12 protein-coding genes are annotated in these 15334 nt (G+C 42.4%); 4 read left to right on the top strand and 8 right to left on the bottom strand.

Annotation, left to right across the window (positions count from 1 at the left end):
• Positions 1 to 35 precede the first annotated feature (35 nt).
• From K7R23_RS05855 to K7R23_RS05840, 4 genes are all read right to left on the bottom strand, one after another.
• Entirely contained in the window at positions 36 to 1034 is a 999-nt protein-coding gene (locus K7R23_RS05855) for a fimbrial protein (RefSeq protein ID WP_012908073.1), read from the bottom strand.
• Between the two features lie 19 nt (positions 1035 to 1053).
• Positions 1054 to 1755 carry a fimbrial chaperone gene (locus K7R23_RS05850; RefSeq protein WP_012908074.1) on the bottom strand — a complete coding sequence of 234 codons (702 nt, stop codon included), beginning with the start codon at positions 1753 to 1755 and terminating at the stop codon, positions 1054 to 1056.
• Positions 1748 to 4105 carry a PefC/AfrB family outer membrane usher protein gene (gene pefC / locus K7R23_RS05845; RefSeq protein ID WP_012908075.1) on the bottom strand — a complete coding sequence of 786 codons (2358 nt, stop codon included), beginning with the start codon at positions 4103 to 4105 and terminating at the stop codon, positions 1748 to 1750. The genes K7R23_RS05850 and pefC overlap by 8 nt, the downstream gene beginning before the upstream one ends.
• Before the next feature lie 65 nt (positions 4106 to 4170).
• On the bottom strand, positions 4171 to 4698 hold the full coding sequence (locus tag K7R23_RS05840; RefSeq protein WP_012908076.1) for a fimbrial protein: 528 nt from the start codon (positions 4696 to 4698) through the stop codon (positions 4171 to 4173).
• Positions 4699 to 5034: 336 nt separating this feature from the next.
• On the opposite strand from K7R23_RS05840, the gene K7R23_RS05835 reads away from it, so the two are divergent.
• The 3 genes from K7R23_RS05835 (at position 5035) to K7R23_RS05825 (ending at position 10635) form a co-directional block, all read left to right on the top strand.
• Positions 5035 to 8883 carry a S6 family peptidase gene (locus K7R23_RS05835; RefSeq protein ID WP_012908077.1) on the top strand — a complete coding sequence of 1283 codons (3849 nt, stop codon included), beginning with the start codon at positions 5035 to 5037 and terminating at the stop codon, positions 8881 to 8883.
• Between the two features lie 208 nt (positions 8884 to 9091).
• Complete coding sequence (locus K7R23_RS05830) at positions 9092 to 9592, top strand: helix-turn-helix transcriptional regulator (RefSeq protein WP_012908078.1); 501 nt, start codon at positions 9092 to 9094, stop codon at positions 9590 to 9592.
• 212 nt (positions 9593 to 9804) lie between these two features.
• Complete coding sequence (locus K7R23_RS05825) at positions 9805 to 10635, top strand: AraC family transcriptional regulator (RefSeq protein ID WP_012908079.1); 831 nt, start codon at positions 9805 to 9807, stop codon at positions 10633 to 10635.
• A gap of 127 nt (positions 10636 to 10762) precedes the next feature.
• On the opposite strand, the gene K7R23_RS05820 is transcribed toward K7R23_RS05825, so the two are convergent.
• The 4 genes from K7R23_RS05820 to K7R23_RS05805 form a co-directional block, all read right to left on the bottom strand.
• The gene (locus K7R23_RS05820) at positions 10763 to 11350 is read right to left on the bottom strand and encodes a helix-turn-helix transcriptional regulator (protein WP_012908080.1); all 588 of its coding nucleotides are present in this window, start codon (positions 11348 to 11350) and stop codon (positions 10763 to 10765) included.
• Between the two features lie 127 nt (positions 11351 to 11477).
• Positions 11478 to 12266, bottom strand: coding sequence for an autotransporter outer membrane beta-barrel domain-containing protein (locus K7R23_RS05815; RefSeq protein WP_012908081.1), 789 nt, complete (start codon positions 12264 to 12266; stop codon positions 11478 to 11480).
• 24 nt (positions 12267 to 12290) lie between these two features.
• Positions 12291 to 12890 (bottom strand): helix-turn-helix domain-containing protein, encoded by a 600-nt coding sequence (locus K7R23_RS05810; RefSeq protein ID WP_231851584.1) that lies wholly within the window; start codon positions 12888 to 12890, stop codon positions 12291 to 12293.
• Positions 12891 to 13670: 780 nt separating this feature from the next.
• Positions 13671 to 14621 carry a winged helix-turn-helix domain-containing protein gene (locus K7R23_RS05805; protein WP_012908084.1) on the bottom strand — a complete coding sequence of 317 codons (951 nt, stop codon included), beginning with the start codon at positions 14619 to 14621 and terminating at the stop codon, positions 13671 to 13673.
• A gap of 446 nt (positions 14622 to 15067) precedes the next feature.
• On the opposite strand from K7R23_RS05805, the gene K7R23_RS05800 reads away from it, so the two are divergent.
• Entirely contained in the window at positions 15068 to 15334 is a 267-nt protein-coding gene (locus K7R23_RS05800) for a Flp family type IVb pilin (RefSeq protein ID WP_081442339.1), read from the top strand.

Here is a 15334-nt window from a genome sequence, read left to right as displayed (position 1 = left end):
GAAATATTAACCATCTGTACATAAAGTCACCTAGCCTATCTGTATATTAGCGAAACATTCAGGAACGTTGAAATCTTCCCGGCAGGAAATGGCGTTGAAGGTTTAACGTTGATTCTGAATGTCGCAGTAGCATCAAGATCAATTTTAGTTGGCTCAAATATTCTATAATTCCTATTAAGAGGGATGGTGTGGTAATTCCCGTACAGTCTGGTAATTTGGAAGTTCAATTTCCTTCCATCACTATCAGTGGCACTAAATATGCCATTTGCCGCATCAACCACATTCTCTGGGTCAAAACGTACATATAATCCATTAATTAGTGCTTTATTTTTGCAAGAATAATAGACTGATAACTCTTTATATAAAGAATCACCATTGACATCACTTGGTGTTAGTTTTCCAAAATCTAAGTTTTCTGTAGAAAGCGACATTGAGCAGGTAGCATTATCTTTAAAAATAAAAGGTATCGATCCCCCTAAAATTGAAGCAACATTGACCGCTGGACTGTTTACTAGTGTATTTCCTACAGAAAGTGGCCGGATATTAACAGCATATTGCCCCGTTTGGGTGCTTTGTATCCAATATTGATCATTTACGACAAGTTTGGCTTTACCCAGGACAGTACCTGCGGGCCAGTCAATTCTACTATCCCATGGCCCAGCTTTAACGTTGTCGGAGATAATATGAGTACCATCACAATGCATACCCTCCAGTTGCCATTCAATGCCCGGATAGGGAGTCGTTATGGTGCTGCGGTTAGTACAAGTCCCTCCACTGGTTAGCCTCATAATCATATTACTTATCGTGGTAAAATCCTCTGTATAATCTGGATCGCAATTCATCCCATTTTGTACGGTCACTTGCATTATTAACAGTGGATCATTATTTGCTGATGTATAACCATCCAACCAGTAACCATGATCACTGGGATCAGTATCAAAAAGTATAGTTCCTCCACTACAATTAGCTGCCATGGCAGGTAATGAACAGAACGATAATAAAACGATGAAAAGAGCAAATATGAATTTACACATAATAAAAGCCTTACACGTGTCAGGATTTGTTTAATTTATACTCTTTGTCAACGCCATAATCATCAAAAACTACAATGCTAAGGTTGCTACCGGTAATTGATTTACCCAGAGAAATTTTTTCACCTGGCGCAAAAACAGATAATTTTTCTTTAATATCGTCACTAACTTTAACAAGCGTTCCGTTTTGTTTAACACTGATAATCGCAAAATAATAGGGTGTGTCGTTCCAGAGAACGGTATTACCCTCACTGCTTATCATTTTAATCTGCTGTTCGGCATTTTCCCTTTTCTCTTTCAGGGCGTCAGGGCGATAAAACATTTTAACTTGGGTATGCAGAGCAATTGATAATGTATTCGCACCTTCTTTTGGTGCTTTAGGGATCTCCTGGATATTGATCCAGAAAAGCGATTCTTTGTCTTTTGGTAACGCATCATTAATTTTCAGGATACGCAGGATTTGTTTGTGCTGATCGGCCACTTTAAAGAACGTGGGGCTGGTTACAAAATAGACGTTTTTGTCGTTTTGGTCCTGGTTTTCAATCCATATCTGTCCGCCATATTCCTGAGAGGACTGGTTATCAACCTGTACAGAGATATTCTGTCTTTTTTCATCAAATACATAACGCGTGCTGTTAAGGACAAACGCCGCATGACTTGTTGCCGTAAATAAAAACAGTGACGCAGAAATGAAAAGCTTTCTCAGTGAATTGTTCTTAGCCACACTTAATCTCCTGTACTTTACCCGTATCTTTCTGCAGCGATCGTGAATCGAATTTGCAATTACCTACAGAAATTATCCCTTCATCTTTATCTTCAAGATTCATTAACAGAATCCCGCCGTTGTTGACGTAGCCAATTTCATGATTTTCTGCATTTTTAGCGATACTCCCCATTGGAATAACAAAACCATTACTGCTGATGACTTTGACAATATAGGTATTAATTTTTCTGTATTTCACTTTTTTGTAGATAATAGCATTTTCTGTCGGCGTGACATTGATTGCGTTTTCTGTCAATTCGACGCTTTGTGGCAAGTTGTCGGCATTGACCGTAATGGTGTTATTGTTATAAGCCGTTAACGGTATGACGGCGCGACCTTTTTTATCGCCAGGCATGGAGCCATTAAATCTGACGCCAGGAACATCCTCCATTTGTACAATCGCAATTTCATCATTTTTCACAGGCGTAAAAAGAATGCCTGCATCTGGTAACCCGATAATACTTCCACCGACCTGGAGGGAAGAACTGGAAGTGCTCCCCATTTGCGAATAGCTTGCCGAGGTTTGAACTTCGTCAAACAGATAAGACGCTGAAATCGCGCTTCCTGTAGTATTGCGTGACTGACTGATGGACGCATTATAGCTCAAGCGAGAATTAACACTTCCCGCAACACCCGTATTGAAATTCGTGCCATTACGGCGATCATAATTTATGGCAGAGAAGCTGTAGTGCGATTTATCAAACACGCTGAAGGGTACGCTGAGGGATACCCCGGCGTTATAATCGCTTTCCATACCCTGTAGTCGGGAATATCCGGTATTTAGGGAGACTGAGATATTATTAAAACTCTTATTGAGATTTACGTTGGCACCTACCTCACTGGAACTGTCCCAGTAATCTTCCTTCCAGGCTGACATGTTGAAGAACATATTCATTTTTGGAAGTTGATAGGTGATAATCGATTCATATCGCTGCTTGGGTCTGATGTTTAACAGATTGTTATACCGATAGTTGAAGTCCGCGTAATCAATATAATTTTCAGAGTTAAAGCGATAACTGATTAACTGTAAATTCGCGTGTTCCCCTAAGACTCGGGCATATTTTACCGATGCGCTAAAGCCATTCATAGATTTGCCATTATGGTATTTTGTCTGCGACAGGTTGCCGCTCATAGCCACAGCTCCAAACCAGCCGAAAGAACGGATAAGACCCAGGCCAAAGTTGTTGTAGTTTTTATCTACCAACGCAGAAGTATTGAGTGTAAAGGGCTCAAAACCATAATCATAGGTCATCTGCGCGAATAAACTGTTATCATCACGCTTGTCACTGTATTGGTCAACTTTGCTACCCACCGCGATATTGTAATTGTAATTTCCAGGTTTCAATAAATTAGGCAGCACGGCAACCGGGAATCGCTGTTCTTTTACCGAACCATCCTCTTCATAAATTTTTAAAATAATGTCGCCTGAATACACGCCGGTCAGATCGTTAATCACAAAAGGACCTGGCGGAACCACGAACGATTTTAATGTGTATCCGCCTTGTTCTACAGTGACACGGGCATGTGTTCTGGCAATACCATTAATTATCGGAGCATACGACTGCAAGTCCCAAGGATACATATCCTGGTTGGACTTTAACTGCGCACCATAAAAGGTAAAACCATCGTTCAGGGTATTGTAGGACTGGGTTTTACCAATCAGGATATCTGATTTTATCGATTTTATCGCATGCGTTAACAGCAGGTTGTTGCTCTCAAATTTTTCTCCCTGATACGCATACCCCCTTCCTAGCAGAACCCATTCTCCTATATTGACTTGGCCCTCGATATTGCCGTATGTTGTCCGGTCTTGATCACTTGATTTTGACGTATTGACATCATAGGCGAGTTTGAAACCGGCACTGCCATAATCCCAGGTACCGCCTTCTTTTTTAGAATCGATAAAACCAGCCTGAGGGAGTTCAATTGTTAATTCTTGTAAAGAAGGATTAAAACTTATTTGACTGTTTTTTTCATTTTCGATGACAAAGCATTGGCGTGTGGAATCAAATTCGGATGAGTAAAAATCTTTATTGAGGTTTATTCCTATTTTTAATAACCAGTCGGCAGAAATACATAACTTTTCTGCTTCATTTTCATTAATATCCAGTTCTATAGTTGAAGCAATTTTTGAACCATTAAATATAATATCGGCAAAATATTTTCCTGGTACATTCTTTTTCTTATTGGTGAGAATTTGAGGGATTTCTTTGCTCCCCCCACGAATGAAGCTATAGTTGAATCCGTCAGCAAGTACATTTTTGCAACCTAGAGGAAAAATGATAATACACAAAGCCAGACTTTTTTTCATGTTATCCCTTGCCAACTAAGTATTTCTAGAAAGAAGGGATTTCTCCCTTCTTTTTTAGATATGTATTATTTATATGCCACAATATAGCTTGCAGCCGCACTGAAGGGGCCAGCAGTCATTGTACCGGTTGCCGGGCGTTTTAATTGGGCTGAAAAGTCAAAAGATTTAATACCATTTGCAACGTTATAATTGAAGGAGGTATTACCTTGCTTAATAGCCTTATCCGTCTCGGTTGCATTAGTTGCATTCAAAGCCATAGTTGCATTAGTACCGGTTGTTGTGGCGTTATTTAGACCGGTTGCACTTAATGTCGGAGACGTCCAGGTCATATTCGCGGCTGTTTTGGATAGACATGCTGCTTCCTGCGGGACCAATTTAAAAGTCACAGCTGTGCCATCGGCTGTAGCATTGCTGGCTAATGTTCCTAAGTCAACACTGGCGATATTCGCACCAGCGTTATCTGTTACTGATAGATTACAGGTCGCAGTTGAAACTGCCCCCATAAAATTAACAGTACCGCTGTTCGCTGCCATAGCATTAGATGCTACACCCAAGACTGCCACAATTGCCGAACCTAAAATCAGCTTTTTCATTTTATACTCCATTTAACTAATATAATAGGTTTAATTCTATAGTAAGCTCATAACAATATTAATGAGCGAGACAGAATATATTGTGATGGAAATGCGCTGACAAATCCTGAAATGGTGATCGTTACTTTTATATCTTTTTTTCATTTGTGATTCGTTTGCTTATGTCGTTTCAATTTTTGTAGCTATTTATTGCAGAGATATAATAAAAGTGACCGTAGATTCATTATTACAATGCTCTTTCAGGATATAAGAATAAAAACACGCTATTTTTATATTGACTAGTTCTGGTCTTTGTTTGATTTTAAGTTATTCAAGCTGATAGTTGCTGGGGGAAGCATGAATAAAATATATGCGATAAAAAAGAACAGAAAGGGCGAGGTGGTTGTTGTTTCAGACGTAAGTAAAGGTATAAGGAAGTGCATCACGTCACGTCTGTCACGATATGTTTTGTTAATCAGCATGATGGGGCTTTTCTATTCGTCCTCAGCATACGCCTCAGATGTAGGTAACATCCTTCCCTATCAAACCTATCGCGATTTCGCACAAAATAGGGGAGCCTTCCAGGCCGGTGCATCCAATATCACCTTATATGATAAAAGTGGTAAACCAGCGGGCGTATTGGATAAAGCCCCCATGGCTGATTTTAGTTCCGTAGACAAAACAGGCGTCGCCACCTTAGTCAACCCGCAGTATGTGGCGAGTGTTAAGCATAATGGCGGCTATAAGTCAGTCCGGTATGGCAACTACACGTATACGATCGTCGACAGAAATAATCATTGGGGACTGGACTTCCATGCGCCAAGGCTGAACAAGATCGTGACGGAGGTTATCCCGTCAGAAATGACCCATGCTGGTACTGTGAATAACATTTATAACGATAAAAAGCGTTTTCCTGTTTTTTATCGTGTAGGGTCTGGGACGCAGTACATCAAAACGCCATCCGGACAACTTCAGCATATCTGGGGAGCTTATAGCTATCTTACTGGCGGTACCGTAGGTTCGCTTCATTCTTATCAAAATGGTCAGATGATCTCGACCTCCTCCGGACAAATTTATAATGCCGCAAACGGACCGATGGCGACGTATGGTGAAGCTGGCGACAGTGGATCCCCTTTGTTTGGTTTTGATACAACCATTAATAAATGGACGTTGGTTGGCGTATTAACTGCGGGTAATGGTGCGGGTGGTAACGGAAATAACTGGGCTGTCACCCCCGTCGACTATGTTAAAAATGCTCTCGATCAGGATTCCGATCCTGCGGTCAACAATACATCTTCTGAGCAAATTCTCTGGAATTTTGATAGTCAAATCGGTACCGGGAATCTCACCCAGGGAAGCCAGCGCTGGGATATGCATGGCAGCGTAAATGGTTCAAATCTCAATAACGGCAAAAATCTGACCTTCCTCGGTTCTGATGGACAGATCATGCTGAACGACTCTGTAGATCAGGGGGCGGGTACGCTAACTTTTGATGCGAATTACACCGTCAGCGCCAGTGCCGATGAAACCTGGAAAGGTGGCGGGATCATTGTTAACGGCGATCATACCGTCGACTGGCAGGTGAAGGGTGTTCAGGGTGATAACCTGCACAAGCTCGGTACCGGGACACTGAAAGTCAATGGTACGGGTATCAACCCCGGTGGGCTGAATGTTGGCGAAGGAACGGTGATTCTGGCGCAGCGCCCGGACAGCGATGGCAACGTCCAGGCATTTAATATGGTTGATATTGTTAGCGGACGCCCAACGGTTGTACTGAATGATGATAAGCAGGTTAACCCTGACAATATCATGTGGGATTACCGTGGTGGTAAGCTCGACATCAACGGTAACAGCCTTACCTTCCATCAGCTTAACGGCGCGGACGACGGGGCGATCCTGACCAACCGCGGGAAGCAGGCTACCGTCAACCTGGATTTCAATAAAGCAGATGCCACAACGGCGGTTGCCAACATCTGGCACGGCCACTTCACCGGCAATGTTGATGTCAAAAATATCGTTACGCCCAGAGCGCAGAATGATTTTGTCATGGATGGCGGGATGAACACGCAGGGGAGCTTCACTCAGCAAAATGGCCGCCTGTTTGTCCAGGGGCATCCGGTTATCCATGCAGCCAGCAGCCAGGGCGTAGCGAATAAGCTGAAGGCGCTGGGCGACAACTCTGTTCTCACCCAACCGGTTTCCTTCACCCAGAGTGACTGGGAAACCCGCCAGTTCAGCCTGAAGCAGCTTGATCTGTACAACGCTGACTTCAGTCTGGCGAGGAATGCCAGCCTTAATACAAATATTAATGCCGACCATTCCACCGTAACGCTGGGCAGTGAAAACCTCTATATCGATCTCAATGACGGGAACGGAGTGAAAACCACGCCGTCATTCGGGCAGTCAAAAGCGACAAACGACGCCGATCAGAGCCGTTTCAGCGGAGGCGTACATCTGAAAAATGGTTCGACGCTTACCATTAATGAACACTTTACCGGCGGGATTGACAGCGCAGACAGTTCAGTGACGGTGTCGTCCACCGACGCCGTTCTCAGCCAGCACAGCCGCTTCAGCCACTCACCGCTGTCGCTGGCGGATGGCGCGCAACTGACGGCAACGTCGGGGCTGGTTTCTGACAAAGAAGTGGCTGTCGGTGCGGGATCAACGCTTTCACTGTTATCCGGGCAGTACGCAGCCGAGCGCTGGAGTCTTAACGGACAGGGCGCAACGCTGAACGTCGGAGCGGGCGCCACGGTGGCAGGACATATTCAGGCTGATAACGCTGCTGGCATTCATTTTGGCGAAACGGATAAAAAAGGCAACGAGAACCAATTCACGGGTTATCTGGGTAGTATCAATGCGCCGCTTGCCGGAGTAACAATGGCTAATACTGTCTGGCAGGCAGATGGCGGGACAACGGTGAAATCCCTGGATCTGAACGGTTCGCAGGTAAGCTTCGGCAAAACCGGCACACCGGGTTCTCTGACTGTGGACACCCTTACTACCAGTAACAGTCAGTTCATCCTGAATACCGACGGCAAAACGGCGGATACGGTCACGGTTAAACAGTCGCTGACAGGGAAAAATAATGCGCTGGTTGTTGTTCCGGCTGCGACTTCAGTCCGCAAGAAGACAACCTCTGTACCTTTAGTGACGGCACCGAAAACGACAGCCAGCGATGTGTTTACACTCACTCCGGTTGCACAACGCAGTGGCTTCCACACTTTCACACCGAATATAGCGCTGGTGGAAACGGGGAACAGCAAGCTGTGGCAGCTGGAAGGATTTGATGTGCAGCAGGATAAAACGGCGCTTCAGGCCAGCAAATCCTTTATGGATACGGGATATAAGAACTTCCTGACAGAGATGAACAACCTGAACTACCGCATGGGCGATCTGCGCAACACCCGTGGTGAAACCGGGGCCTGGGCGCGCATCTTTAGCGGTACCGGTTCAGCGGGCGCAGGCTACTCTGACAGCTGGACTCACCTGCAGACTGGCGCCGACAGGAAGCAAGCGTTTGAGGGCGGCGAGCTGTTTACCGGGGTAACGGCAACATTTACGAACAGTAATCGTCATGGCGATGGCTGGTCCGGACAGACGAAGTCAACCGGTGCCGGTATTTATGCGTCCGCGATGTTCGATTCCGGGTTGTATGTCGATCTCATTGGTAAATACGTGCGTCACGATAACCACTACCAGGCGCGTGATATGGGAATGCCGGAGCAGGATTACCGCTCGCACTCCTGGTATCTGGGTGCGGAAACGGGCTGGCGCTTCTCCTTACCTGGCGAAGCTTTTATTCAGCCGCAGACGGAGCTGGTTTACGGTAAGGTGTCTGGTAACCGATTTGCCTGGCAGTCTGAAGGGACTGACATCGCCGTGCAGCGTAAACAGATGAAGCCCCTGATTGGTCGTACCGGTGTTGAAACCGGTAAGAGCTTTAAGGGCAAGGACTGGGAAGTGACTGCTCTGGCGGGCGTACATTATCAGTATGATTTGTTTAAACCGGATGAGACGGTTGTCCATGATTTTGCGGGGGAAACTCATATTAAGAACGGTAAAGATAGCCGGATGAACTTTAGTATTGGAGTCAACACCAAAATCAGAGAAAACACCAGGATTAGTCTTAATATTGAGCGGTCAGCCTTCGGTCATTACGATATTGATAAGGCATTTAATGCTAATATCCGTTATTCATTCTGATTTTTTACTGTAGATACTTACAGCCTGAACGGATTGTTTAGGCTTTCTTATAAATTAACTGAGAGTGAGAATTATATTTATTCGGAATTTTTTTGAGCGATATAATTTTATCTTTTGGTGTTATTTTTTAGGGTGGTGTTTGTGCTTTTCATCCCTTATAGTCGATTTTAGTTAAGGTAGTTAATAGATTAAATAGCTAAGGAATTTTATGTCCATTGCTTTTTTAATAGCAAGTGAAAATGCATATTTTAATTATGGGGTGCGCTTGCTTACAGATCAGAGTATAAATATTAAATGTTATGATTTTAATGGCTTGGATTCTCTTTATGAAGTTTACAAAAAGTACAAGAGCACGTATTTAATTTGCGATAAAGAGAGTTATGCTACGTATAGTTTCCTCTTTGAAAAAAAACCGATAACCTGTATTTGTCTGGAGCAGCTAACTTTACACCACGGACGGATTAGTATCATTACTAATTGTATACCTTCACCAGTATCTGTTCTTAAAAAGCTTACTGACATTGAAACAGAAATAATTTATTTATATTTCTTTAAAGGATTCAGAATTAAGGCGATAGCGGCTATTTTACAATTAAGAGTAAGCCAGGTCTATTACAGGATAAAAGTAGTAAAGGATAAGCTGGGCGCAGATTCAACCAGGAAGCTCCCGGTGTTACTAAGATCTTTGTTTCATCCGGCAAAACCTTAAGATCTAAATTAGCGCATTATTTTCTTCTGAAAATATTCAAAAAAGAAGTGTTTTATACAGAGGTAAGGGATAACTCATTGTATTTATTTGTAATGTATTGTTGAGAATAGAATAATTAAAAATTCTTTCTTTTGAGGGCTATAAGTTTTTTTCGAGTTTACATAGCTGATAACCCATGAAATTATATTCATACAAAGCATGGGGGTGACTGTATGAATCGTCAAAGTGCTTTAAGTAATCTAAGTATACCGGCTAAAAACAGTCTTGCACATAACAATATGTTAGTACTAAAAAAAATCCGGTTTTATAATTGCGCTATTATTCATCTGCGGGATGCTCAACTTCTTATCAGAACCAAAGATGGACAAACGCTTAATATACCACCAGAGTCATTATGTTATGTTGAAAAAAACACCGTAATGGACGTAGCGTTAAAAGTGTTAGGCTCCGGAGTTCCTTATGAGGTTTACCACGTTGATAGCGACGTTTTAAGGTGTATCTGTAAGGTTATGGAGCCGCTGCTGTTAGATCCGCAAAGAGTCAATCACACGCGGCGTAAAATCTTTACCTGCGCCGTAGATGAAACAGATACCAGAATTTTCAAGCGATTAACAGGGAGCAACGTTCCGCAGCACAGACTTGTCTATAAGATAACTTATCTTTTGTCTAAAGTTAATGATATTGAATCTCTGGTCTACTCGTTATCGGTATCCACAGATACAACTTTTACCGAAAAATTAAAGGTAATCATCGAGGCCGACCTTTCCAGATCATGGCGGCTTGTAGACTTGGCGAATATTTTACATATGTCAGAGGTCTCGATTCGTAAAAAACTGGAGAAGGAAAGTAACAATTTCAATGCATTAGTTCTTGATATACGGATGTATCATGCCGCAAAGTTAATCACAACAAGCGACAAACATATCAATAGTATTGCGAACGAGGTAGGGTATACCAGTACGTCTTATTTCATTCGTAACTTTAAAGAATTTTTTGGTATTACACCGAAACAGTTTTCTTTAAAAGTGAAGAAACAGCCGTGAACGATCCGGGTAGTTAGCAGTTCTTCAGGTTATGTTCTGATACGTTTAGCAGAAAAATAATGAAAAAATAGCGGCAAGCCGGGGAATTCCCGGCTTATCACTCTGCGTGCCAAATCTTTTATTGCCCTTAACAATCTGCATTCAAAACCGGAGGATTAAATAGCGTTGCCTTTTGCCTGTTTTCCGGACTTCTTTGCTGCGTAACGTTCAGACCGCCACCGTGATAAGTGTTCATATACTGGTCCCATAAACGATACCATGCAGCATACTCGGTAAAAAAAATCGCGACATTTTTGATCCTGAGCTTACGTAGCGCGTTTAACTTATGGGTACTGACTGTTTTCTCGCTGATGTGTAATTTTGTCGCAATATGCTTCTGGCTAATGCCTAAACAAATCATACGTATTATCAGCGCTTCACTGGTTGTCAGTATCGTTGGATGACGTCGTTTCGAGCAACCGAAGCGCCATCCGCTTAACAGCTTACTAAAGATGTTTGTACCTGCCGCCCGATGCATTAATGAGCGACGACAAAGAATAAAAGCGGAAACAGGATCGGAATAAACAAGATGTCTAATCTCATCTCTATCAAGTACATAAATATAGTCCTGTCCGGTATCAAGAAAAATGAGCCCCTCAGGTTCAGGAATATCGAGAATGATTAGTAATTTCTTAATACCCAGTACAAAAAACGTGTCTCCAGAAAAGATCTGCATTGTCTCTCCATGAAAAAAAGATGACTTCCATTAGATGTTCTGCTCCGGTAGTAATTATCGTCGGTGCCAGAATATGGCATGCCGGGACAGAGGGTTAGCTGGCGCTAAAAGTGATATTTGAGGCCAATCAGGACGGTGGCACTCTCCTGCCTGAACGCCAATATTTCCCCGGATGTTCAGCCGTGGGGGAACGACCCGTCCTGATGTCATCGGGATTTTGCGCGTCAATCTGAGCCGCATAGCGAGTACGCTGCGTTCTCAGTGCTCCGCTATCGTCACGGCAGGCATTGTGGACACCGGGCTGACGCAGCCACAAACAGGTCGCTTCCGGTTGTGCCGATAAGGCATCAATAAATCCCGGCTCGCTCGGTTGGTCATGCTGGTTCATCGTAAACAGCGTGTTGGTCGCCGCGAAGTTGGCGATGTAGCTTCCAGCTTCCCGACAAACCGCCTCAGGTTTTCTTGTTGAATTAATCTGCGGTACAGAAGCTGTTATCAGATCCAACCCGGCTTCTGACGCAGGTTGCGGCGTGACGGGCGTCTCCTGGTTGGTCAGATACCCGTTTTCGCCCTTTTGCACGCCGTTCATCTCCAGCGCTCCGCCAATACCGGCATAATCTTCCGTCACCGTCAGGGTGTTGAAAGCGCTAGGGGCGGAGAATGCGTCGCCGCCCCTGGCGTAGGTAGTGGTTAGAAACAGTTGGCTGGTGTTAAATTCCGCGCTGTTTTTTGCCTGGATTAGAAAAGCGCCGCTTACGTTGTTAATCAGAGACAAATTTCCGGCGTTGAGTTTGCCGCTATCGACAACAATAGTGTCACTATTTGCAGCGCATGCGTAACTGTTAAAAATAAGACAGAACGGTAGCGCGCAGAATAAATCATGCCACCCACTCCGATTGATGCGATAATTATCCATAATTAAGCCTTATAACTATTGAATTTATAAACACAAGGTGTTTCTTTCATTACGTCCACATCGGGCGACAAACGAAGCGTAACGATAAAACTCAGCCTGATTGGAAGCGCCCATCTTGCGGCTGGCGTTACGATAATGAGTACAGATTGTCTTTCGTGAGCGGTTAAGCATTCGTGAGATATCACCGCTATTGTATCCCTTGCCAATTAAGAGCATGACATCATTTTCCGCGTTAGAAAGTTGGGCGTATTTCTTTAGGCCAAAGCTCCAGTAGGCTTCTTTCTTATTGAGGTGAACATGATAGTCCGCATTAGCGATTGCCAGTATTTTACCAATCTTCATCGAAATATCGTTGAGCGTTTGATGTCTGGCCAGAAAGGGAACATGCAGCGTTATCCTTTCCTGCGTCCGGTTATCTTTATGCCAGTTATCGCCGCTACTGCGGATTTTCTTTTTATTCAATACGTTTATCGTCACGAAATCATCGTAGAAGATGATGTTCGCATTTTCCTTTTTCATTTCGTCTGTTGATAACGCAAAGCGCGCCTCAATCAGACGTTCATTTGTCAATTGACTCAAAATTAAGGATTTTACCCCTAATCCACGATAATAGTTAGAATCCATCAACAATATATTCAACATATTCCACACCCACGTGTTGCATTCCCTGTTAAAGCAAATTATCCCCTGAAACAGCAAGATAAACATTTTACGCAAAAGCATGCATTCGCTAGCGGGAATGCCTCTACAGAACTTTACGAATAAGAAACTGCTCGCCTCGATATTATTCAAAAACTTCTCATTTGGTAATGGCTAAGAATTATTTTAGGATAATGCAATAAGAAAAAGGCCCAGGAAAAGGTCTTAAATTCAGTTTTAAAATGGGTTAATTAACCTGACGGATCTTTATTAAAATGGCTTAATCTTCACTCCTTCTGTCTTCATTTCGTAACGGTCTTTCATACGAAACTTAACGGGGCGAAGTTGCTGGCTATTAGCCTCCGTATCTCAAACAAAATAATGGCATTTGCGCCATATATTCCTTATCCGGTAACGAAAATATCAACAATTTTTCAGGGATAAAACGTGGTTCATAGTGAATGACATCCTTACGAATAGCCTGAACAACAACCTGGCGACAATATGCCGCACGTCAGAAAAATGTTCACTCCGGCCGCGACGCTCATGGCGCTCTTTGCTGAGCGCGCACATGACATTAATGAGCGGCTGACGTGCATACGGGACAACTTGCCGGGCTGTAGCGAAGCTGACCAGAACAGAATGGAGGGAAACGTCTTGCCGCCCGCAAAACCCTGTTTCCACCCAATACCTCAAGTATACATATCGCAGGCACCAGATAGAGCCAGTAGCAACTTCTTTGAGATAATTTCTGAGGGTTAATGATCAATTGACATATAAACACTGCTTAGCCAACCGTTCCAGATAATGTTCCGATTTAAAGTCCTGAACGGTAAATCTGAAATTCTTAACACGGGAAAAGTCACTGCTGCTTAAACAAATTAATTGTAGATAATTCTTATTCTGAATGAAAATAGCTTCAAATACGATGCTGCGATCGTCAAGCGGAAGATAGTTAAGTAATGCTTTTTTTAATTTATCAATAAGTAAATATTCACTTTTACTTTCACGAATAATAACAAAGTTAAAGTTTTGATTTACTATTTCGATGTGTGTATCAAGAACGGATTCCGCAGCTTTATGAAAACCGTACTGGGAATCGACTAAAAAATTTAAGATAAAATAGAGAATCAATAAAAAATTAGCGGTAAAAAAAAAGTTTTTTCCAAAGGGCAACCAGAGAAGAAAAGAGTCAGTTAATCTTTTCGCCGGGCTTACCAGTTTGAGATGTTTGCGATTAACATGTTTAATATCTGAACGTGAAACAAGAGAATAGCTGTTTTCTGATACAGCGCTGATTGTTTGCAAATAATAATTGATATCTTCATAAAAAGGACTGGCGTTCTGAATGCTGTAACCTATTCTTGCCTTGTTTATAATTATCCGATGCGGTTTTGAGTTATCACCAAGTAAATTACGTAAAGACAAAATAGCCTGTCTTAAAGTACTACTGGTAATATTTTTGCCATTTATACCATAACTTTGTAATCTGGCGTTACTTACGACTATCCCGGGTTCTGACAACAACATTAATAATATATATGACTCTACCTCTTTCAGATAACGCCTTTTATGAAGGTGATAAGTACCATTTTTAATATCCGCCGCATATATCAGAATTTCATCACTTTGTGATTCGGTAAAAATTGCTATGTGTCCGTTATAAAGTTGTACGGCATACTTTTTGTTATTAGTATCAATAGTCATAGTCGACATTCTAAAATCCTGAACTTGTAATAATAGTAAAGCAAACTATTTACCATAATAATGCACGCTTTGACAAACTATTTCCGACAAGCTCTCAACAATATGCCCTGGTATGGATATTAAATTTTTTAATACAGAGCGGCTGGATTATTAAAAAATCAGGTGCAAATGAAGGCATGAAAAATGAATTTAGTCAGTAAACAATTTATTATCCGTTGTTGTGTTTTTGTAAGCTTATGTTTTTAAAGGGTATTTGATTAAAACAATTTTGCTTTGTTTATTAATAGTTGAATTCATGAGTTCTAATGGTAAACGAAAGGAATTATGTGCTTCTAATCATAGGATAATACTGCTTATGATATGTAATGTTCAGATTAGGACATTATATTGAAATGTCCAGGTAAGGTTGGACAGGTGAGAAGTAGAAATAACACAAGGAAAGGAAAAGGAGATTAATGATGTTTAGCTATGGTATAACGATGAAAGAAAAAGTAGGCCAGTTCATCAGAGATGATGAGGGGGTAACGGCAATTGAGTATGCAGTAGTGGTTGCCGGAGTGGCTGCTGTGGTGATGTTTATTTTTGGTAATAGCGGTCCTGTAAAGAGTATGTTAAATACTACATTTACTAATTTGAGCGATAAAATGACGGCGAATATCGCATCTATTGGTGACAGTGGTACTGGTACTGGTACTGGTACTGGTACTGGTACCACTGAGTAA

The sequence above is a fragment of the Citrobacter rodentium NBRC 105723 = DSM 16636 genome (assembly GCF_021278985.1).
Taxonomy (GTDB): Bacteria; Pseudomonadota; Gammaproteobacteria; order Enterobacterales; family Enterobacteriaceae; genus Citrobacter_A; species Citrobacter_A rodentium.
This window is presented reverse-complemented; position numbering and strand designations above follow the sequence as displayed.

What these genes read in the sequence shown, in the direction of transcription:
- K7R23_RS05855 (WP_012908073.1), bottom strand. Translation starts at nt 1,034, where the DNA reads ATGTGTAAATTCATATTTGCTCTTTTCATCGTTTTATTATCGTTCTGT.
- pefC (WP_012908075.1), bottom strand. Translation starts at nt 4,105, where the DNA reads ATGAAAAAAAGTCTGGCTTTGTGTATTATCATTTTTCCTCTAGGTTGC.
- K7R23_RS05840 (WP_012908076.1), bottom strand. Translation starts at nt 4,698, where the DNA reads ATGAAAAAGCTGATTTTAGGTTCGGCAATTGTGGCAGTCTTGGGTGTA.
- K7R23_RS05835 (WP_012908077.1), top strand. Translation starts at nt 5,035, where the DNA reads ATGAATAAAATATATGCGATAAAAAAGAACAGAAAGGGCGAGGTGGTT.
- K7R23_RS05830 (WP_012908078.1), top strand. Translation starts at nt 9,092, where the DNA reads ATGTCCATTGCTTTTTTAATAGCAAGTGAAAATGCATATTTTAATTAT.
- K7R23_RS05825 (WP_012908079.1), top strand. Translation starts at nt 9,805, where the DNA reads ATGAATCGTCAAAGTGCTTTAAGTAATCTAAGTATACCGGCTAAAAAC.
- K7R23_RS05820 (WP_012908080.1), bottom strand. Translation starts at nt 11,350, where the DNA reads ATGCAGATCTTTTCTGGAGACACGTTTTTTGTACTGGGTATTAAGAAA.
- K7R23_RS05815 (WP_012908081.1), bottom strand. Translation starts at nt 12,266, where the DNA reads ATGGATAATTATCGCATCAATCGGAGTGGGTGGCATGATTTATTCTGC.
- K7R23_RS05810 (WP_231851584.1), bottom strand. Translation starts at nt 12,890, where the DNA reads ATGGATTCTAACTATTATCGTGGATTAGGGGTAAAATCCTTAATTTTG.
- K7R23_RS05805 (WP_012908084.1), bottom strand. Translation starts at nt 14,621, where the DNA reads ATGTCGACTATGACTATTGATACTAATAACAAAAAGTATGCCGTACAA.
- K7R23_RS05800 (WP_081442339.1), top strand. Translation starts at nt 15,068, where the DNA reads ATGATGTTTAGCTATGGTATAACGATGAAAGAAAAAGTAGGCCAGTTC.